The sequence below is a fragment of the Brevundimonas nasdae genome, assembly GCF_019395145.1.
Lineage (GTDB): Bacteria > Pseudomonadota > Alphaproteobacteria > Caulobacterales > Caulobacteraceae > Brevundimonas > Brevundimonas nasdae.
In genome coordinates, this window is the sequence record NZ_CP080035.1 from 40,465 (window position 1) to 59,298 (window position 18,834).

18 protein-coding genes and 1 pseudogene are annotated in these 18,834 nt (G+C 59.4%); 6 read left to right on the top strand and 13 right to left on the bottom strand.

Annotated features, from left to right (window positions below; translation table 11 throughout):
* Positions 1 to 114 precede the first annotated feature (114 nt).
* On the bottom strand, positions 115 to 480 hold the full coding sequence (locus KWG56_RS18470; RefSeq protein WP_219373686.1) for a single-stranded DNA-binding protein: 366 nt from the start codon (positions 478 to 480) through the stop codon (positions 115 to 117).
* An 828-nt stretch (positions 481 to 1,308) separates the two neighbouring features.
* Here KWG56_RS18470 and KWG56_RS18475 point away from each other — a divergent pair.
* The 3 genes from KWG56_RS18475 (at position 1,309) to KWG56_RS18485 (ending at position 2,832) form a co-directional block, all read left to right on the top strand.
* Complete coding sequence (locus tag KWG56_RS18475) at positions 1,309 to 1,521, top strand: hypothetical protein (protein ID WP_219373687.1); 213 nt, start codon at positions 1,309 to 1,311, stop codon at positions 1,519 to 1,521.
* A gap of 322 nt (positions 1,522 to 1,843) precedes the next feature.
* A complete protein-coding gene (locus KWG56_RS18480; RefSeq protein WP_201101152.1) occupies positions 1,844 to 2,614 on the top strand; it encodes a restriction endonuclease in 771 nt (256 codons plus the stop codon).
* Positions 2,611 to 2,832, top strand: a complete 222-nt coding sequence (locus KWG56_RS18485; protein ID WP_219373688.1) for a hypothetical protein — start codon at positions 2,611 to 2,613, stop codon at positions 2,830 to 2,832. The genes KWG56_RS18480 and KWG56_RS18485 overlap by 4 nt, the downstream gene beginning before the upstream one ends.
* A 50-nt stretch (positions 2,833 to 2,882) precedes the next feature.
* Here KWG56_RS18485 and KWG56_RS18490 read toward each other — a convergent pair whose 3' ends face one another.
* On the bottom strand, positions 2,883 to 3,782 hold the full coding sequence (locus KWG56_RS18490; RefSeq protein ID WP_201101150.1) for an ArdC family protein: 900 nt from the start codon (positions 3,780 to 3,782) through the stop codon (positions 2,883 to 2,885).
* A gap of 224 nt (positions 3,783 to 4,006) precedes the next feature.
* On the opposite strand from KWG56_RS18490, the gene KWG56_RS18495 reads away from it, so the two are divergent.
* Both KWG56_RS18495 and KWG56_RS18500 read left to right on the top strand, forming a co-directional pair.
* On the top strand, positions 4,007 to 4,372 hold the full coding sequence (locus tag KWG56_RS18495; protein WP_201101149.1) for a hypothetical protein: 366 nt from the start codon (positions 4,007 to 4,009) through the stop codon (positions 4,370 to 4,372).
* Positions 4,372 to 4,968, top strand: a complete 597-nt coding sequence (locus KWG56_RS18500) for a hypothetical protein (protein ID WP_201101148.1) — start codon at positions 4,372 to 4,374, stop codon at positions 4,966 to 4,968. The genes KWG56_RS18495 and KWG56_RS18500 overlap by 1 nt, the downstream gene beginning before the upstream one ends.
* A gap of 608 nt (positions 4,969 to 5,576) precedes the next feature.
* Here KWG56_RS18500 and KWG56_RS18510 read toward each other — a convergent pair.
* The 10 genes and pseudogenes from KWG56_RS18510 to KWG56_RS18555 all read right to left on the bottom strand — a co-directional run bounded on the left by KWG56_RS18510 (position 5,577) and on the right by KWG56_RS18555 (position 15,375).
* Positions 5,577 to 5,840 carry a hypothetical protein gene (locus KWG56_RS18510; protein ID WP_219373690.1) on the bottom strand — a complete coding sequence of 88 codons (264 nt, stop codon included), beginning with the start codon at positions 5,838 to 5,840 and terminating at the stop codon, positions 5,577 to 5,579.
* Entirely contained in the window at positions 5,830 to 6,420 is a 591-nt protein-coding gene (locus KWG56_RS18515) for a hypothetical protein (RefSeq protein ID WP_201101145.1), read from the bottom strand. The genes KWG56_RS18510 and KWG56_RS18515 overlap by 11 nt, the downstream gene beginning before the upstream one ends.
* Entirely contained in the window at positions 6,417 to 7,181 is a 765-nt protein-coding gene (locus tag KWG56_RS18520; RefSeq protein WP_201101144.1) for a division plane positioning ATPase MipZ, read from the bottom strand. The genes KWG56_RS18515 and KWG56_RS18520 overlap by 4 nt, the downstream gene beginning before the upstream one ends.
* A gap of 653 nt (positions 7,182 to 7,834) precedes the next feature.
* Complete coding sequence (locus KWG56_RS18525; RefSeq protein WP_219373691.1) at positions 7,835 to 9,220, bottom strand: helix-turn-helix domain-containing protein; 1,386 nt, start codon at positions 9,218 to 9,220, stop codon at positions 7,835 to 7,837.
* A 489-nt stretch (positions 9,221 to 9,709) separates the two neighbouring features.
* A complete protein-coding gene (locus KWG56_RS18530; protein ID WP_201101142.1) occupies positions 9,710 to 10,057 on the bottom strand; it encodes a hypothetical protein in 348 nt (115 codons plus the stop codon).
* Between the two features lie 236 nt (positions 10,058 to 10,293).
* Positions 10,294 to 11,220 carry a lysozyme family protein gene (locus KWG56_RS18535; RefSeq protein WP_201101141.1) on the bottom strand — a complete coding sequence of 309 codons (927 nt, stop codon included), beginning with the start codon at positions 11,218 to 11,220 and terminating at the stop codon, positions 10,294 to 10,296.
* 263 nt (positions 11,221 to 11,483) lie between these two features.
* Complete coding sequence (locus tag KWG56_RS18540) at positions 11,484 to 12,923, bottom strand: ParB/RepB/Spo0J family partition protein (RefSeq protein ID WP_483413687.1); 1,440 nt, start codon at positions 12,921 to 12,923, stop codon at positions 11,484 to 11,486.
* A gap of 132 nt (positions 12,924 to 13,055) precedes the next feature.
* Positions 13,056 to 13,892: pseudogene (locus KWG56_RS18545) on the bottom strand (APH(6)-I family aminoglycoside O-phosphotransferase).
* Positions 13,892 to 14,695, bottom strand: a complete 804-nt coding sequence (gene aph(3'')-Ib / locus KWG56_RS18550; RefSeq protein ID WP_010794532.1) for an aminoglycoside O-phosphotransferase APH(3'')-Ib — start codon at positions 14,693 to 14,695, stop codon at positions 13,892 to 13,894. The pseudogene KWG56_RS18545 and the gene aph(3'')-Ib overlap by 1 nt, the downstream one beginning before the upstream one ends.
* A 65-nt stretch (positions 14,696 to 14,760) precedes the next feature.
* Positions 14,761 to 15,375 (bottom strand): recombinase family protein, encoded by a 615-nt coding sequence (locus KWG56_RS18555; protein ID WP_000904906.1) that lies wholly within the window; start codon positions 15,373 to 15,375, stop codon positions 14,761 to 14,763.
* A gap of 125 nt (positions 15,376 to 15,500) precedes the next feature.
* Between KWG56_RS18555 and KWG56_RS18560 the strand changes: the two genes are divergently transcribed.
* Positions 15,501 to 18,386, top strand: coding sequence for a Tn3 family transposase (locus KWG56_RS18560; RefSeq protein ID WP_010794533.1), 2,886 nt, complete (start codon positions 15,501 to 15,503; stop codon positions 18,384 to 18,386).
* On the opposite strand, the gene KWG56_RS18565 is transcribed toward KWG56_RS18560, so the two are convergent.
* Entirely contained in the window at positions 18,300 to 18,782 is a 483-nt protein-coding gene (locus tag KWG56_RS18565) for a ParB N-terminal domain-containing protein (RefSeq protein WP_219373693.1), read from the bottom strand. The two genes, KWG56_RS18560 and KWG56_RS18565, sit on opposite strands and share 87 nt — an antisense overlap.
* Positions 18,783 to 18,834: the final 52 nt, after the last annotated feature.

Genomic DNA, 18,834 nt, shown 5'->3' on the forward strand with positions numbered 1-18,834 from the left:
CCGTCGTCTTCCCAAGGGGGAATGTAGCCGTTCAAATGCTGTCTCATGACCGCCTCCGGTGCTGTGGTTCAAACAGCAAAAGGCCCCCCGTTTCCGGGGGGCCTGGCCGTCAGGTCAGTACGGGATGTCGTCGTTCTGATCGTGATCGGGCTCCTGCTGGCGGCGGGGAGAGCCGAGGAACTCCAGCTGGTCATTCTGGCCGACCGCGATCTCGTATCCGTAGCGGGTTTGGCCGTCGACTTCCCAGCTCGTGTTCCGCAGCGAGCCTTCAATGTAGATCTTGTCGCCCTTGCCGCTGTATTTCTCGATCAGACCAACCAGACCTTGATTGTAGATCGAGATATTGTGGAACTCGGTGTACTTCTTGCCCTTGCGGCGGGTCTCAGTGCAGAGGCGGATCGAGGCCACGCGCTTGTCGTTCGACATTTCGCGGAACTCAGGATCTTTAACCAGATTACCGATCAGTTGGACCTTGTTCATCAGACTAACCCTTTTTGCAGACCGACCGGGTCATCCCGGCCGGCTCGCGGACTTGCCGCGATCACGAGACCGCTTAGGGCGTGGCCATAAGGCGCTGACCGAAATCCGAGGGAGGGGAAGAAACCGGCTGCACAAGCGCAGCGCGGAAGCCGGAGTGTCTGACCTCCCTCGCCCTGCAAGGGTCGATTTCGGGGAAGCGACGGCCATGCCCAGGTTCATCGTGATCAATCGCGGTTGTTCCGCAGTCAAACGGGTGTCCCCCCGCTAATTTGCAAACGGGTCTGTCTCTGAACGCATCCAACGACGGTGATTTCTCGAAAGGACGATTGTTCCCCGAAGCCGAAGAAGATCTCAGCGCTGAACTGTGATGACGCTTTCACGCCCTGCCCCGCCCAGGACAACAAACCGGGTCCGCATCCCTAGATCGCAACCAGGCTGTGCGAATGGCGACAGTCGGCGCCAGGCGACGTCCGATCGTTGAAGGTGAGCGTGAACGTCCGGGAAGAGGCCTCCAACGCAGCGAGATTGGGGGTGCGCCGTGCGCTATGACGGGCGTTCCGCCCGTCCCGGCCAGCAGGGTCGATGATCCTTGACACCGTGCCGTCTCCGCCCGCGCGGCGGGCTCCGTCGGTAGGGGTGGCCGCTAGTCGCGGCCACAGGCCCTGTGCGCGTCATGTTCGCATCGTGCCACGGCATCCCGGAAGTCAACGGCTGCGCCGTTTCCCTCCGAGCACGGCTGGGCCGCGCTCTCCGGTGACTGCCGGGAACCCTGCCGTGTCTCGAAGCTCCATTGCCGCCGCCCGGGCGGTCTCATTGGAGCTGAAGAACATGAACCAGAGCGTCAAACAGGCTGAAGCCAACCATATGCAGGTCGTCATCGAGCAGTTGATGACCGAGGCGATGAAACAGGCCGAAGAGTGGAATGCACTCAGCCTGAAGGCCCGTATTGAGGCCTGGGGTGAGTGGGCTGAAACCAAGCCTGAAGACCGGCGCCTTCTCCGGTTCGACCGGATCATCCAGGCAGTCGAGGAGGTGCATTAAGGGGGGGCTTCCCCCCTTTTGCGCCAGGTCCTCGGTTCTTTCGTGAGGAAAAAACTAGGCCTTGCGAAGGATATGGGCCTGTCCAGATCGTGCCATCACCGCCCACACTGAACCCGCGTCAGGGATCGTCACCCGAATGGGACGAAACTCGCTTGCGAGGTTCGGTTCGTAGCGCAGCGGAGAATAGAGCCCGCCCCCCGCTTGCGGGGGAGACGCCCACCCTCTTTCCTTTCTAGCCACTCGACAAGCGAGCTTTACCGTGCCATTTCAACGGCACAGGCAAGACCGATCGCACCCGTGATTACCCCACACAGGTGCTTTCATGACTATCATCTCACTCAATCCAGTTCTCGAAATTGGTTTAGAGAATATCGCAGGTATCGTAGCGGTATCTGCAGGCGGGCTTTTGGCCTGGCGACTTCTGCGCCGAGCGAAACCCACCCGTTCCCAGCGACGCCACCTCTGGAATCAAAAACGGTCGTACAAAGACCTCTCCAAGATCCGAGAAATCGGGCCAAGGCAGAACCCCGGACGGGTTTTCAACTGGCTTCGAAAAGTCGATCCCTACCGCTTCGAAGACATCTGCCTAAGCGAACTTGACCGACGCAAGGTCAAGATCATGCGCGGAACCTCCTATTCAGGAGACGGCGGCATTGATGGACGTTTCATTCTGAACGAAGAGCTCTGGCTCGTTCAGTGCAAACGTTACTCGGGACACATCAAGACGGATCACGTCTATGATTTCGACCTCGTATGTCGAGAACACAACGCCAAAGGTCTGTTCATTCATACCGGACGGACACCGGCAGAACTCAACGTGGTGAAGCGGCAATACGGTGTCGTGAAAATCATCTCAGGCGACGACCTGATGGGGTTTTTCGCGGGCGAGAAGATCCGTTTTTCTTTGCGGCCGCAGACAGTGATTTCCCGAGAGGCGCTCGCGTCTCGACCTGGATCCATGTCGATGCCGATCCCGGCCCAAGGGGTGGCCCCGGCAGAAGACCGCATGAGCGGGATTCTGCGCGGGAGGCCTGATGGCATGTCCGCAACCGGCGCCGTCGCGCACGGCGAAGCCCAGGGAGCGACGATATGACGACGGTTGCCATGCCGCAGGCCGACGTGGATTGGCTGGCCGAGGCCAGAGGTCGAGGCCTGACAAGCCGGGGTCACTTCGACGCAGGCCCCTACTCGCTCGACCTGGCCTTTTCGCCTTCAGCGGATTTGGACAGCACCTTTGAAGCGGTCTGCCTGGACACAGGCGAGACGCTTAAGGTGCGTGGCTGGTTGTTCACGCACGAGATCGAAGCATGAGGCGAGGCGCGAAGGCGCCGACGGTTAAGGCGGCGCCTGAGACCCCGAGGCTATGCGGCGAGCCGGTTTACCGTGTGTTGGCCGCCCACGAGGCCAAGGATGTAGTCGGTTGCCGCCTGCGCCTTCGAAGCTGCCTGCAGGATGGCGCGGCTGTCAGCGCGAAGAACCTTGATCCAATGGCTGAGGTAGGCCGCGTGATCTTCGATGTGATCGGGGCGGAAACCCAAGCGGCTTCCGAGGAAGGCCGCGCCCATTTCCGCCACGAGCTCCTCACGCGCGTAGGCGGCCCGGTCATTGCCGAAGTCACGCTTCAGGCGATGCGCCGCGCCGGTCCAATGCACGAGTTCATGGCACAGGGTGCTGTAGGCCTGCTCCGCGTCAGCGAAGAGGTGGCGGTCGGGCATTCGAATGTGGTCCTGTGCGGGCGCGTAATAGGCGGAAGCGCCAGACCAGGAAATGTCGGCGCCGGTCCGTGCGAGATCCTGTTCAAGACGTTCGTTCCAATCGACGCCGGGCACGCCCTCGTGGGTGCTGGCCAGCGGGTAGAATTCGCCGGGCAGGTTGTCGATCTGGTCCGTGTTGAAGACGGTGTAGCCGCGCAGCCATCCGCGTGTGCGCTTCTGGCTGTCGTCATCTGGCTTCGACTGATCGGCCTCGATGACGGTCTGTCCGTATTTGACGATGTAGGTGCCGGTCTGGCCGCCGCGCACCTGGCCGCCGAGGGCCTTGGCTTGCTGGTAGGTCATCCAGCGGTTGGACGTAAAGCTGCGTGCGGCGCCGCTCATCCAGAGCAGCAGGACGTTGACGCCACGATACGCCTCGCCGTTGGATCGGATCGGCATATCGCTGGAGCCTCCGGCCCACGGCTGGACCCACGGGCGCACGCCGTTTTCGAGATGCTCGAGGATCTGCGCGGTCACGCGCGCCTCTGGGGAAACCTTGTCGGCCATATTTCTCTCGCCTGTCGCCCGCGACCGTCGCGGGGCGTTCCGAGAGCGCCGGCACGGCGGCGAAGCGTTCGCCGCACCCGTAGGGCCGAAACGCAGTGCAGGACGGCTTCAGCCGTTGCGGAGGGCGCGCGTCGTGCCTTCTCGCGAGGAAACACCGCCCGAAAAGCAGCGGGCAACTACAGGCAAGGAGAGTAGCGTTGGCATTGGCCTGCAGAAAAGGTGACATGGCGCTTTCGGCCTGGTCGATGGAGGGGCTGCAGCTCGTCCTCGAATGTGCGAGCGACGGCGGCCCGCCCGAACGTGTGATGGCCGCACGAGTTTTCATCGAAAAGTGGGCGGGAGAAGCAGCGCGGGCGGCGGTTCCCCCGGCCTGTCTCCTGAAGGCTGACGGCGGCTTGTTGTGGTCGCTGTCCAAGAGCGAACGGATCCTCGGTTTCGAGAAAAAGTCCGTCGTCACGACAGGAACCGAAGGGGTTCGCGCCTACGGCTTCTTGCCTTGCGGGACTGCGTATCAACTGAAGCCCAGGACTGCAGCTCGTCGCATTGCTGCGGTTCTGGATCGTCATCTTGTCGCTACGGGGGGCATCTGATGAAGCATGATGACCTGGTGCGTCTTCTGAAATCAGAACAGCCCGAAGCCGGGTTCTTCGAACCAGATGGCGATGAATGGGGCGGGCTGCTGGATCTGGTCGCGATCGAGGACGGGCGGATTATCGGATACGTCCAGGTTCTCAATCGGCTTGACCTGGATTGTTTCAGCGAGAGTGCGTTCAGGCTGTCGCAGGTATTCACGGAAGCCTGGGTGTTCACGACGCCGGAGCTCGCTGCCGGCGTCAAGAAATCAGCGCCGCTTGCCTTCGGGATTCGGATCCTGGTGGGTGGCGGCCGTGTTGGGATAGGTCGGCCGGCAACGGTGAGCGTCGGCCAGACGCTTTCGTGGCTGGCTCGCCTTACGCCGATTGAACGACTGAGGATCGCGGCCGAGATCGGGTCCACGTCCACGACCCAGGACGTCTATCGACGCGGCCTGGGTGTTCTAGGCGAGGACGGCTTGCGGCGCCGCATTGTCCGAGAGTTCGGGACGCGCTGCGCCTCCCCTCCCCCGCCATTGGGAGAGATCGACAACGTCACCATCCTGGCGGCGGTTCGCCGCCGCCTGTCTTCTGAGCCCGTGGCGCCGATATGAGAAAGCTGATCGTCCGAACCGGCCTGGTTCATGCCGTCCTGGCGCTGGCGACGGGCGCCGCCAGTGCGGAAACGAGGATCCAGGATGTCTATGAGGGTCGTGCGACGGTCATTGATGCGGATGGCCTTCGCATCAGGGGAAACAACATTCGTCTCTGGGGCGTCGACGGGCCAGAGTACGACCAGGTCTGCCTAAAGGATCGACAGGCCTTCCAATGCGGTCGCGACGTGAGCCAGCATCTTCGAACGCTGATAGGCCGCTCGGTTGTCCGCTGCGAGTATCGAGACTGGAACGAAGGCCAGCTTGGGCTTTACGCGCCGCGAGCGGTCGCCAGATGTACGGTCCGAGGCATCGACATAGCAGACTGGCTTGTGAGCCGGGGCTATGCCGTCCCCTTCTATGTCCCGCAGTACGTTAATGCTGGCCGCCAAGCCTGCAACGCAGGGCTTGGCTTGTGGTCAGGGGCATGGTCTGAGCCTTCGGCGTGGCGGATCCGGCGAGAAGGCGCAGGGATGGGTCTAGGGCGCCAAAGCGGGCGGTCGTGCCAGCAGGCCTTCCGCGAGATGCAGTCTCGAATGGACCGCTACAACCGTCACCGGCCGCGTGGCCTATAGATCGGGCTCAACTCCGGTCTGGCGCCGCCCGCGTGTCAGCTCGACGGTATAGAACACTCCTCCCAGGACCAGACCGAAGGCGTGGACTGGCTCTCCGCGTGGCCCCTCCTGAACGAACTCGCGAAGACTGATTTCCGGCTTCCCCTCAAGGTGGGTCTGAAGGTGATCAGCAAGCGTGAGCCGAATGGCATCCGTGATCGCGTAAGGGTCGGCGGCACTGAACAAAGTCGGCGGCACTGAATCACGTTCATCGGACATGAACGCCCCCCTCTTCCAAGTAGCGCCGCACCGCCAACAGTGCGTCATATGCGAGATCGGCTTCGGCCGTGTCGGCTGCGAAAGGCGCCAAGCCTTCAGCGCTGATGCGCTTGATGACGTGTGCAAGGGCAATCGCCATGTCTGGCGACAGCTGCAGTTGGTCACCGGAAGCTTCAGCGCCCTCCCCTTCCCGGTCCAGGGCGTCGAGGCTCTTTTCCAGAAGTTGCCAGCGTGACGGCTCGCCACGATTGCGCAACGTCTGCGCAAAGCGCGAGATCAGATCCGCAGGCGCGATGAAGTTCAGCTGGGCCTTCAGCCCGTCAATCTTCCCTTCCTCGCCCAGCAGGTCGGAGATCTTGACCCTTCCCTGGTTCCGGGGCGGTTTAGGAGTTTCCGGCGTGGGTTGCGATTGAGGGACCTCCTGGCGTGCAGCGGGCCCTCGGCGAGAATGATATCCCTTCTGCTCGGACAACTCCGCCGCGGCCTGGGCCGCAGTCTTGTCGATCTTCCTCGGCTGAGGAGCGGCGAAACTGAGATCCAAGGGATCTTCATCAAGATTGTCGAATTGATTGAAGCTCATGCTGCAACCTGCTGGGCTTTAGTTTTAAGGATGCCGATCACCTCGGCCGCGAACGCCTTCGAGTTTTCCCGCGCGCGCTGAAGCCCTCCCGCGTCGGCCTCGTCCAGCTCGCTCAGCATCTTGTTATGTTTGAAGACGCCCCGGAATGCCGGTCGATCCGCCAGGGCGACGGTCAACATCGGCGTGTTGTTTTTGGTGAGAGCGTCTCTGAGCTCATTTTCATCGCGGGTTCGCACCGCTCCATTGCTCGCCTTGGTGAGCATGACGCGATAGTCGATCTTGCGTCCTGACATTCGCTCGGTCTGCTTCAGAGACTTAATCGTAGCCTGCACCTGGTCCGCATCGAGTGTGGTCGGCGCGAATGGGATAAGAACCATGTCTGCTTGGGACACGGCCAGCTGAAGCCACTGGTTAGGCGATCCTTCAGGGTCACATATCAGGAACTGGCAATGCTCAGCTGCAGCCTCGATCCAGTCGAGAACTGATCCCTCATCGCCGTCGGTTGTGATGACTAAGAGCCGATTTCCGTTCATTGCGTCTGCAATGGCGAGAGAAGCTTCTTCAGTGTTGGAAATGCTTGTCTTCGGCCCCTCGATCACAGGGAAACCGCGTTTCTCAGCCCAACGCGCATGTGGGCGGTTTGGGTCGCCCTCAAGAATGATGATGCTCCCGCCAGAAGCATAGATTTCGCTTCCAAGCAGGTTGGCGGTCGTTGTTTTGCCGCTTCCGCCTTTGTTGTTGGCGATGGTGATATTGAACACTTGCCTCTCCGTATCTGACGGCGAGAACGGCCCATACGGTCATGCCGTCTGACACGGCGACACTAGCCATTCCGTCTAACCTAGTGACAACGTGTAATCCGGCACGTCCGGTTTGTCTAGTGCAGCAACACGCACCGTAGGCGACGGCTGCAAAGTACAAGCCGGATCATACGGAAAAGACGGCTTGTGCGGCTCTCACGGCAGATGCGGCAACACCGGACGAACCGGACAAACCGGCACGCACGGCGGTAACGGCTGCACCGGAGCGGCAAGGGCCTACGTACAAGCCGGAACATACGGCGACGCCGGATAAACCGGCGAATACGGGAGGGACGACGACGACGGACGGAACGGTCTATCCGTCTGCACTAGTGCAGCTAGTGCAGACAATCACTCAGGCCGCCAGAACCGAACACCTACGACCCAGCCCTGGGCTACAGGTTGGCGGAAAGCGCGACCGGACGCAAACAGAGGCCCGAACAGGTCATCTAGGGTGTCCAGGGTCGCAAATGTCTCGGGAAGGGGCTCTGCGGCGAAAAAAACGGGTCTCCCGGCAACCCGAGAAGCGTCAGAGACAGTCCGGAACACAGGGAGGTCAAGGCCGATAGCCTCAATAGGGGAAGACGCACACGGAAAAGACACCATTTTCGATCCTATCGGTAGCGCGGCGGCGGGGGAGGGGAGCCCGTCAAATAGTGTCGCGTTAAACGGCCCCAGCTCATTGCAAGGTCAACCTTCATCCATCCTGAGCCCAACTTGTAAAGAATTCCTTCAAGATAAGATTTGGGGTTCTCGACACTTTGAGTTCCCTCAGTCAAAAGGGCCGCAATTGCGAACCGTATACCGTGCTGGCTAGAATATCGTCTTATGGCCGATTGATCTAAACCAATACGATGGCCCGCCGCCTGACCATAGGCCAAAACTAGACTTTCATCGTCCCTGAACCGGGGGTCGCGGTAGAAACTATAACCAAGTCGATCCATCAGTTTTGGAAGAAGCCTGATCACAGCCGAAAGCTCAGGGCAGGTGACGCGCTGGACAGGCTGTCGTGGCGGCGCAGAGGCATCGAGAGTAAATTCGAATAGAATGCGGCCCTCGTTCGCCACATCGTCGGATACAATGTCGTCCTGGTGAACATAGGAAGCCAAAGAGCCGTTTTCGACGGTCTTAACACTGATCGGTGTTGACGCATCGGTGTCGTTAGACGTGAGGGCAGGGGCCCTAAACCAAGTACCTTCCTCGCCAAGCCCTTCTTCACTTATAGATTCAGGTCGGAGACTAGGTGGTAATTGGGTGTCCAGACTGTCAGGCGCCCCCGACACATCTGGCTCCAACAAAACGTCGTTCATCATCCGATCAAACGAGGCCTCGAGGGAGGCAACAGCTTCATTCGCGTGCTGAAGGCCCAGCTGCACCGCATCAATGTTTTTGCGGCGGCGCACAGCCTCGACAACCTTGAGCGCCTGGTCCGCAATCAGATGGTCAGAGGGTTCAATCATGAGCGCCTTCAGCTCGCGCAACCGATTGCGCGCCCTGGAAAGCGAACGGCGTATGCCGACGGACTCCGATTTGACCTGACGCAGGCCGTCACGAATGGCGCAAAGCTCTGAATACCTTGCGACTAAGGGCTTGAGATCAACCCCGTAAGCGTCGTCTGGGGCGTCACGATCCTTACCGAAGAAAGCTCGCGAGCGATCCGGTGAATCTCGAAAGGCTATGAGACCAGCTGCGGCCAGGTCGCTACGGTAGCGGGCGAGGGATCTTGATGACCTGTCGAGATCTTCGCCAAGCACATCATCCGACCAGGTCGAGATAAGTGCGAGCCCCGCCGTCGTCAGATCCCGGCCGTGAAGCTCAGACTGAGTCAGGAAACAAGCCTGGGGCTGACGCTTCACTAGGCGGTGCAAAAACTGCCACGCCTTAACAGGTACACCGAAGCGAGAAGCCGGAATGTCCTCAAGCAATTGTAGAAGCTGAGATTTCGATGCTCCATCGGGAAGTCCGCACCAGAGGTCGGCCCATTTCTCAGCAGTCCGCAAGCCTGGGGTTATTAACCGAAGGCCTGTCGTTCCTTGTGTCGATTGTGGCTGCATAATCTCCCCCTAAGGAGAGGATTTCAGGCAAAGCTTCGCCGTCGCACCGAAGAGCGTTTTTTGTTGACGTTCGGCTTGGGGGATTGCATAAGGGTCAGGACATTTGAACTTGGTGGTTTGCCCACTCGTTGGCTGACCTTGTAATCCCCCGCCGGCTCCTATGGGTCGGCGGTTTTTCTTTGTCTGCATCCTCCTGCAGTTGAACAAGTTTCGCCTCGATAATCCGAGTCGGGCGCCTGCCTCCACACGTTTTATGTGAGCCATAAAAACTGTGTGGCGGACGGATCCAAAAAAAACCCTCAGGCCGCGAACGGTGAGGGGCTTCGATGGAAGGCGCCAAGCCTAGAAATCGCGGTAAAACCGTTAATCAACAGTTAATTATCTGGCATATAGACGCGCAGAAGAGTCAGGCCGGATCAAACGACCTGAGCAAAATCAAAGGGCTGCGTGCATTCCGGGGTTATAAACCGGCTGTGCGGGACGCTGCGCCTGGGCCGATCCACGCATCAAGGAGAACACCACATCCGTGAGATTGGCGTCCATTTCCTTCGATAGATGTTTGAGGCGTTCGACCAGGTCGGCATCGAGCGAGAGGCAGACACGAGGTGTCTTCCGCGGCGCGCGTTGAACGATAGGGTGGCCCTTTGACAGTTCCTCGCGAACCTGACGTTCCACGATGGAGGTCAAGGAACCATCATGGCGTGAGCGTAGGGCGCGCCGACCTTCCGTGGAAAGCGGCACGTTGACGTTGACATAATTTTTGGCGCTTGAAGACGCGTCCATGTCAAGGCTCCTTACCCCTCTACTATGAGGCGTTTGCCCGTCATCTTCAAGTGCAACAGGTGAACGTAGAGTGAGGAAATGGCGTATTTTTACGCCCTCTGACGCATAAAAACGACAGAGACAGGCCTTTAGGGGGGCATTGCGGGTCTTGATCACCACATCAGTGCCGAAACCCGAAACCTCAATGCTATGCTAATACAAACGCTTATGGCCGCGACATGAGGCATTAGGTTAAACTAAGCCGTTCCTTTTCTCTCCAAGATCGCCGTTACGGCATAGACGTTCCTGGGGCGCCCGAACCCGTCGTAGAAGATGCTCTTATTTGCAGCTGCAGCACGAGGAAATAGATCGGCTGCGATTGCGTTTGGCCGCTGGCGACTGGCCGAGTAGAGGCGAATGGCGCCGTCAGCGCCCATGAAATGCGCCACATAGAGCTCGCCGTCATTCGGCGCCCGACCGAGAAAACCCATGAGACGGTCGCGATTGTCTCGAGTGAACTCGGCGCCCATCAAAGCCGATAGAACAGGGTCCTTGCGAGCGGAGAGGATTTCAAAACGTGCATTGGCGTCGTTGACCCGAGGGGATCCATCGCGTCCGAGCGAGATCATGGAGGCATAGCCAGCATACCCGTGCTGAGCTCCATGACGGTGCAGGGTTGTGAGCCAGGTGTCGTCCAAAAACTGATATAGGCCCAAGGCGCTGCTCGTCCGAGCCCTCGCCAGTGGGTCAAAGGAAGATTCACGACGCGCAGCGCGCAGCAAATAGCCCGACGATATTCCGGTCTTTCGAGCCGCGTGCTCGATGGCCGATGCGACAACGGGGGAGGGGTGGGTGCGTCGGCGGCCGGGTGACGAAGGCCGCATAATCCTAGAAGCGGCCAAGGCATAGGCAGATTGTCGGGAAGGTTGGACCTTTCTGGTTTCACCATCAAGGATCAGAAGGGCTCGCGATACCCGGCTGGACACCAGGGGGGAAAGGCTCTCGACCTGGACAGCCTGGATATTCCTCGCATCAGCGTTCCTGAGCCTGATGGCCTCGCCTTCGGCCTTGCCGGCGCGAACCAACGGATCGACGGCCAGCAGGGCGAATGTTGTCGTCGGATCGGTGAGCGGATCTGCGTAGGCGTAGTCGGAGGCGGCGTCGAAAGCCTCACGAACGAACATGCCATGCTGCACAGCACTGATCTGCGTCAGGGAAGCGGCCGCTGCGAGTAGGGAAGGAATGTGCGCGGACCATCGCCGCGCCTTAAATCTCGGCATAAAGCCTCCAGTTGGGAGGCTAGATGGGAAGGGGTATCGCCTTGATGGGACAAACCCCTGTCGGAGGCAAGAAAAAAAGGGCAGCTTGGAGCTGCCCCGAGGTGGCCCGGATAACCGAGCAGATGCAACCTGGTGGACTGGGGCGACTTGACGTCGCCCCAATCAGATCATGCAGCAGGCTCTTCCTCGGTTCGACCGAGAGCTGCCAGCATAGGAGGAACCCAATTCTTCGTCTTGACGAGCCGGGCGACGATTTCAACAAGAGCGCCCTTCTTTTCCTTGGCATAGGGCGTCGGATCGGAGCCGACCGAACGAACAACCTCAATCAGGTTCGCCTTGCCGCTGTTTGACAGGAAGTCTTCTTCCGGCACCCATTGCTCACTGACATTCAGCGAAATCCGCTGTGCCATGAGGTTCAACTGCGACCATGCACCAACACGCCTATTGTCTGCTCGCGGTTCAACAGCCTGGACCTGAAGCGATGTGCAGAGCGCCAGAAGGGCCAGCTTGTCGTCCTGGGATAGGCCCTGCACAAAGGTGAACACCTCGGGCAGGGTGTCAGGCAGAATCTCGTCCCAACGGGCGTAGGTATCTTCGTAGGCGCGATCGCTCTTGAGAGACACGCCCTCGCACTCGATGTTGACCTGACGCTGAACGGGAAGGGCGCTTTCACTGCTATAGGGCGATGTACGCAAGCAGCAGAAGGCGGAGTGAGCCACAAGGCAATCCAATGCAGCTGCAGGATCAACCGCCAGGCCATTCCGAACCGCAGTCGTGGCGATCCTGGTCATCCGTTCATGGCCAGCGTGACCAAAGGGTGCCGACACGGCCTTTGGCTGGGTCGTATTGGTAGAGACAGCCGGGCCGCCTTCATCATCGGCAACGGCGGGGATAGGGGAGGCGAAGGTAACCTCTGGTGCGCCATGGAGGACCCGAACGACAGCAACGCCATCCGCCATTTGTTCTGGCGTGAAGCATGACAAGCTGGCCTCGATCTCGTCAATGACGGCGTAGGCCTGGATGACCTCGGGCGCATCCTCGTCCTCAGACGCCCCGATCAACGACATTGCAGCGTCGTAGCGTTCCTGCTCAGCTGCAGTCATTTCGCGGGTCGTCGGATAGATCCGACGATACCCCGAAGGAACCGCCCCAAAACAATCAGTGCGGACCTCAGACCAACCCATTGCCGTGTAAGAGGCAACAATGGTCGCAAGACGTTCGTCGTAAAGACGGTCGACTATAGCGGTATCCAGAAGGTAGGTTGCATCCTCAAAAAGGTCACGGGTGTATCGCCCGCCCGCCTCTTTATAGCTTTCAAAGCCGACGAACCTTACGCGATAGTCCGTCAGACGAATGGTGTCATCCGTAAGCGCAGCGCGAATAGCCCGCGCGTTTGTGCAACCCGCTTCCAGGACCTCAATCTGTCTAGTCTGATCGGTCGAGGCGGCAAAAGCCTGCAAAGCGTCGAGGGAGAGTTCTTGTCGGTCAAAGGCGTCCAGGACCACTGGAGCCACCTCTGTCAGCCGGAGCATCTGTGTCACATGGCGTTCACGGGCGCCGGTCATCCGCGCAATGTCTTCGGGCTCATAGCCTTTCGACGCCAGCAGACGGAAGCCCTTGAGCTCATGAACAGGGGGTCGTTTGCGGGAGAGGGCGAAATCCTACGCTAAGGCTTTGGCCAACGATATTCTCCGGTAAGATTGATGTGTTCCGAGGGGATAGGAGAAGTCGCTTGATATCTAGTATGACGTCTGTCGCACCTGCTTGATCGCGGCCGCGATAGCTAGATCGCGTTGCTCCTCTTCTCCATCCGCGTTCCAAGCTGCGGAAAGGCACCCATAAGCGTACGCCTGGTCGAGCAGGCGACGCGGATCGACGTCCAGCGCACGAGAGAATGCGTCCGCCATCTGTGCAATGCGTCTGGGATCGAGACAAAGGTCGTCTCTGTCAGCCGGATCGTAGAACATATTGGCGGCGCCAAAGCCCACTTCACCGACCAGACCGACGGGATCTATCACCAGCCAGCCGCGACTGGAGAACATGATGTTTTCATGATGCAGATCGCCATGTAGCCCACGCAGTTCCGAGGCATTGCTCATCATTTGATCGGCTATAATCGCCGCGTGGACGTAGTCAGTTTGACAACCTGCGTTTTGATCATCGCGCGCCCGCTGAAACAAAGCTGCAAAGCGATCCCGGATCGGGAGAAGGGCAGAAGGCAGGGGTTCCTCAGATGCGGCATACAGCTTCGCCATTAGTTCCGCTGCAATTTCGGTCGCCTGGTAGTCGCCGTGCTCGGCAACGATGTGAGAGAGCATTCGCTCCCCGGCATATTCGAGCAACATCAGATTGTTCTCACGACCGAGCAACCGGACTGCTCACCTCCCATTGCGCCATACCAGATAGTCGGCCCCGCGCAGTTCATCAGCAATGTCTTCTATAGGTTTCAATCCCTTGACGATTGCAGGAGTCCCGTCTGGCAATGAAACTTTCCAAACGAGGCTGGAAAAGGTGTCCGCAATGAGAACAGGTTGCGAAACGTGCCAATGAGCAGGAAAAACAGGCGGCATGAACATCAACCCCAAGTCAGAGGGTCCAATCGCAGATAGAAGGCAAGGCGTTCGCGGTCGGGGGCTTCGATCCCCAATACATTGAATAGGACAGCGAAGGCGCGCTCTGCTTCATCTGGCGCTGCCCAGTTCTCTTCGGCGTTAGCAATCATGAGTGCCAAATCGGCATAGCGATCTGCTGTTCCGAGCCGCCCAAGGTCGATCAGACCCGTGCATTGAAGAGTTTTAGGGTCCACCATGAAGTTCGGCATGCAGGGATCACCATGGCAAACAACCATATCGGTGCGCTCTTGGTCGAGCCGCACCGGTAGCTCTCGTTCGACACGAGCCAAAAGATCGAGCTGCGGCGTACTCTTGTCCTCGTCCGGTAAGAAGTCGGGATTGACGGCATTGCGGGACACCACATCAACGGCGCGTCCGAACATTCGCGACAGCCTGCGCTCAAACGGACATTGATCAACCAATAGGCTGTGAACAGCGCCAAGTTGCTGCCCCATTGACGGCCACGCTTTGAGCAAATCCGCTCCAGACAGATCAGCCGCCGGTACTCCCGGAATTGCCGTTATCACCAAGCATGCACCCTCCTGTTCCTCCTGCCAGTTGATCACCTCGGGGCAAGCCACACCTCGACCTTTGAGCCAAATGAGGCGGTCACGCTCTCCAGCGAGCTCACCGCGGCGGGAAGCAGGTGCGATTTTCGCGAAGGCATGCCCGTCACCACGTCGAAAAACAAAATCACCAGATTCTCCGCCTCTGACAGGCAACCAGTCAGAATGCGATTCACCAAAAAAAATATTAGTTCGATTCAATGGAGGTTCCTTCAGTTTTCTGATGAAGCGCGGAGGTGGCTCAACCTGCGAAAAGAAACGAGTTGCTACGTAAGTCCGAGAACATGCTTTCCATGGTCTCTGAGCTCGCCTTTGGGACCGACATATCGGTAGAGAGTGACGCGCTCGATGCCGAGTTCCTTGCAGAGATCGGAAACTGAAGTATCGCGCTGGGCCATGGCGGCTTGCGCGAGACGCACCTGAGCTTTGGTGAGCGCGAATTTTCGTCCGCCCTTGCGACCGCGCGCTCTCGCGGAGGCGAGACCCGCCATGGTGCGCTCTCGGATCAGATCCCGCTCGAACTCGGCTAAGGTGGCGAAGATTCCGAACACCATGCGACCGGACGCAGTCGTGGTGTCGATCTGAGCGCCCTTTCCAGTCAGAACCCGCAGGCCGATCTTGCGGTCTGACAGCTCCTTCACCGTGTTGACCAGATGGGCAAGCGATCGTCCGAGGCGATCGAGCTTCCAGACCACCAGCACATCGCCGTCACGCAATGACTTGAGGCAGGCAGTCAAGCCAGGGCGATCATCACGACCGCCGGAAGCAAGATCATCATAGATATTGTCCCGTTCGACACCTGCGGCGCGCAAGGCGTCGTGCTGCAGGTCGAGAGACTGCGAGCCATCGGCTTTGGAGACGCGGGCATATCCGATCAGCATGTATCACAAACGTTGGTTTGAGGCGGCGCTTCGGCCACGATTGCATTGACCTCTGGAAATGTATCTCAACCAGCTTCATAAATAAAGCGTCTTGAACGCTATCAGATTTTGAAAAAGGAACATGTATGCCGCGTCGCGTCACTCTAACCGATCGGCAGAAAGACGCGCTGTTGCGCTTGCCGACTTCACAGACGGATTTGCTCAAGCACTATACGCTGAGTGATGAAGACCTTGGGCATATCAGGCTGCGTCGGCGCGCTCACAACAGGTTCGGCTTCGCCCTGCAATTGTGTGTCCTGCGCTATCCCGGCCGGGTGCTGGCTCCAGGCGAACTGATCCCTGCAGAGGTCATCGAATTTATCGGAGCGCAGCTTGGCCTGGGTGCCGACGATCTCGTAGACTATGCTGCCCGCGAGGAAACACGGCACGAGCATCTTGCCGAGTTACGGGGGCTCTACGGCTTCCGCACCTTCTCCGGACGTGGTGCGAGGGAGCTGAAGGAATGGTTGTTCCGAGAAGCCGAGATGGCGGTGTCGAACGAGGATATCGCCCGTCGCTTCGTAGCCGAGTGCCGACGCACCCGCACTGTCCTTCCCGCGACATCCACGATCGAGCGGCTTTGTGCCGCGGCTCTCGTCGATGCCGAGCGACGCATCGAGACGAGGATCGCCAGTCGGCTGCCTATGCCGATCCGAGAACAGTTGCTGGCATTGCTCGAGGAGACGGCTGATGATCGGGTGACCCGTTTTGTGTGGCTGCGCCAGTTCGAGCCTGGCTCGAACTCTTCGTCGGCCAACCGGCTGCTCGACCGGCTCGAATATCTGCAACGCGTCGATCTCCCCGAGGATCTGCTTGCCGGCGTTCCTGCCCATCGGGTGACTCGTCTGCGCAGGCAGGGTGAACGGTATTATGCCGACGGCATGCGCGATCTCCCGGAGGACAGGCGGCTTGCGATCTTGGCTGTTTGCGTCTCGGAATGGCAGGCGATGTTGGCCGACGCAGTGGTCGAAACCCACGACCGGATCGTCGGCCGTCTCTACCGTGCTTCGGAGCGTATTTGCCATGCAAAGGTCGCAGACGAAGCGGGGGTGGTGCGTGACACCCTGAAATCCTTCGCCGAGATCGGGGGCGCCCTGGTCGATGCACAGGATGATGGCCAGCCGCTGGGCGATGTCATCGCGAGTGGGTCAGGGTGGGACGGCTTAAAAACCCTTGTTGCAATGGCAATCAGGCTGACCGCCACCATGGCCGACGATCCGCTCAATCATGTGCTCGACGGTTATCACCGCTTCCGCCGATTCACTCCACGCATGTTGCGCCTGCTCGATCTGCGAGCTGCGCCCGTTGCACTGCCGCTTCTGGAAGCGGTGACGGTCCTTCGTACCGGTTTGAACGATGCCGCGATGACCAGCTTCTTGCGGCCCAGCTCGAAATGGCATCGCCACCTTCGGGCCCAGAGGGCTGGCGACGCTCGCCTATGGGAGATCGCGGTGCTGTTCCATCTGCGCGATGCGTTCCGCTCCGGAGATGTCTGGCTTACTAGGTCCCGGCGCTATGGCGATCTGAAACACGCACTCGTTCCGGCACAAGCCATCGCGGAAGGCGGTCGTCTCGCTGTGCCATTGCGGCCGGAGGAATGGCTGGCAGACCGGCAAGCTCGCCTCGACATGCGGTTGCGCGAGCTTGGCCGTGCCGCTCGCGCAGGCACGATCCCGGGCGGGTCGATTGAGAACGGCGTTCTGCATATCGAGAAACTCGAAGCCGCCGCGCCGACAGGCGCCGAAGATCTGGTGCTCGATCTCTACAAGCAGATCCCGCCCACGCGCATCACCGATCTCCTGCTGGAGGTGGATGCGGCGACCGGCTTCACCGAAGCGTTCACCCATCTGCGCACAGGAGCACCCTGCGCTGACCGGATCGGGCTAATGAACGTTATCTTGGCGGAAGGGATCAACCTCGGCTTGCGCAAAATGGCGGATGCGACAAACACCCACACCTTCTGGGAATTGATCCGCATTGGACGGTGGCATGTCGAGGGCGAAGCCTATGACCGGGCGCTGGCCATGGTGGTCGAGGCACAGGCAGCGTTACCCATGGCCCGGTTCTGGGGCATGGGCACGTCGGCTTCGAGCGACGGACAGTTCTTCGTCGCTACAGAGCAAGGTGAGGCCATGAACCTGGTCAACGCGAAATATGGCAATACCCCGGGCCTGAAAGCCTATAGCCACGTCTCCGACCAATATGCGCCGTTCGCAACCCAGGTGATTCCTGCAACGGCAAGCGAAGCGGCTTACATCCTCGATGGCCTGCTGATGAACGATGCTGGACGCCATATCCGCGAGCAGTTCACCGACACGGGCGGCTTCACCGATCACGTCTTTGCCGCATGTGCCATTCTCGGCTACCGGTTCGCTCCGCGCATCCGCGACCTGCCATCCAAACGGCTCTACGCGTTCAATCCGTCGGCCGCCCCGGCGCACCTGCGAGCGTTGATCGGCGGAAAGGTCAACCAAGCCATGATCGAGCGCAATTGGCCCGACATCCTGCGCATCGCCGCCACCATTGCTGCCGGGACCGTCGCGCCAAGCCAGATTCTGCGGAAACTCGCCTCCTATCCGCGGCAGAACGAGCTCGCGACAGCCCTGCGGGAAGTCGGTCGCGTCGAGCGCACCCTGTTCATGATCGACTGGATTCTGGATGCCGAACTCCAACGGCGTGCCCAGATCGGGCTCAACAAAGGCGAAGCTCATCATGCGCTGAAGCGGGCAATCAGCTTCCACCGCCGCGGTGAAATCCGCGACCGTTCCGCCGAAGGCCAGCATTACCGCATCGCCGGCATGAATCTGCTCGCCGCCATCATCATCTTCTGGAACACCATGAAGCTCGGCGAGGTCGTTGCAAACCAGAAACGCGATGGAAAGCTGCTATCGCCCGATCTCTTGGCCCATGTTTCGCCGCTCGGATGGGAACACATCAATCTCACCGGAGAATATCGCTGGCCAAAGCCTTAGCGTAGGATTCCGCCCCCTCCCGCAAACGACCCCAACAGGGGTCATGGGCTCGCGAATGTTGTTCTCAGCATAGGAGATCGCAACAGCGTCATTCTGGGAGCGCAGGTCGATCGGTATGCCTTTCGAAAAGGCCTTGGGTAGAGACTTGTTGGCCTTCAGGTAGCGCAGCGCACGGAAGCGACGGCCCCCTGCAGTGATGAAAAATTCTCCATTCACTTCGTAAGCAACAGGTCTGTTCACAAGCCCAACGCGTGAGTTGATGGAATCTGCAAGTTCAATCAGTGCATCATCAATCACATCGGTATCAGAACGAACGTTCTCAGGGGCGATGTGGCACTTATTCAGAGGGGCGATGACGCCCTCAACCAGTTCAGCAACAGCAGTAATCTTAGACATTTGCATCTTCTTTTCCCTTTTGGTTTACACCCGGACGCTGCGAACCCCTGAA

Excerpts from the sequence above, each read along its gene's own strand:
- KWG56_RS18470 (WP_219373686.1), bottom strand. The coding sequence starts at position 480 with ATGAACAAGGTCCAACTGATCGGTAATCTGGTTAAAGATCCTGAGTTC.
- KWG56_RS18475 (WP_219373687.1), top strand. The coding sequence starts at position 1,309 with ATGAACCAGAGCGTCAAACAGGCTGAAGCCAACCATATGCAGGTCGTC.
- KWG56_RS18480 (WP_201101152.1), top strand. The coding sequence starts at position 1,844 with ATGACTATCATCTCACTCAATCCAGTTCTCGAAATTGGTTTAGAGAAT.
- KWG56_RS18485 (WP_219373688.1), top strand. The coding sequence starts at position 2,611 with ATGACGACGGTTGCCATGCCGCAGGCCGACGTGGATTGGCTGGCCGAG.
- KWG56_RS18490 (WP_201101150.1), bottom strand. The coding sequence starts at position 3,782 with ATGGCCGACAAGGTTTCCCCAGAGGCGCGCGTGACCGCGCAGATCCTC.
- KWG56_RS18495 (WP_201101149.1), top strand. The coding sequence starts at position 4,007 with ATGGCGCTTTCGGCCTGGTCGATGGAGGGGCTGCAGCTCGTCCTCGAA.
- KWG56_RS18500 (WP_201101148.1), top strand. The coding sequence starts at position 4,372 with ATGAAGCATGATGACCTGGTGCGTCTTCTGAAATCAGAACAGCCCGAA.
- KWG56_RS18510 (WP_219373690.1), bottom strand. The coding sequence starts at position 5,840 with ATGTCCGATGAACGTGATTCAGTGCCGCCGACTTTGTTCAGTGCCGCC.
- KWG56_RS18515 (WP_201101145.1), bottom strand. The coding sequence starts at position 6,420 with ATGAGCTTCAATCAATTCGACAATCTTGATGAAGATCCCTTGGATCTC.
- KWG56_RS18530 (WP_201101142.1), bottom strand. The coding sequence starts at position 10,057 with ATGGACGCGTCTTCAAGCGCCAAAAATTATGTCAACGTCAACGTGCCG.
- KWG56_RS18535 (WP_201101141.1), bottom strand. The coding sequence starts at position 11,220 with ATGTTCGTTCGTGAGGCTTTCGACGCCGCCTCCGACTACGCCTACGCA.
- KWG56_RS18555 (WP_000904906.1), bottom strand. The coding sequence starts at position 15,375 with ATGCTGATCGGATATGCCCGCGTCTCCAAAGCCGATGGCTCGCAGTCT.
- KWG56_RS18560 (WP_010794533.1), top strand. The coding sequence starts at position 15,501 with ATGCCGCGTCGCGTCACTCTAACCGATCGGCAGAAAGACGCGCTGTTG.
- KWG56_RS18565 (WP_219373693.1), bottom strand. The coding sequence starts at position 18,782 with ATGTCTAAGATTACTGCTGTTGCTGAACTGGTTGAGGGCGTCATCGCC.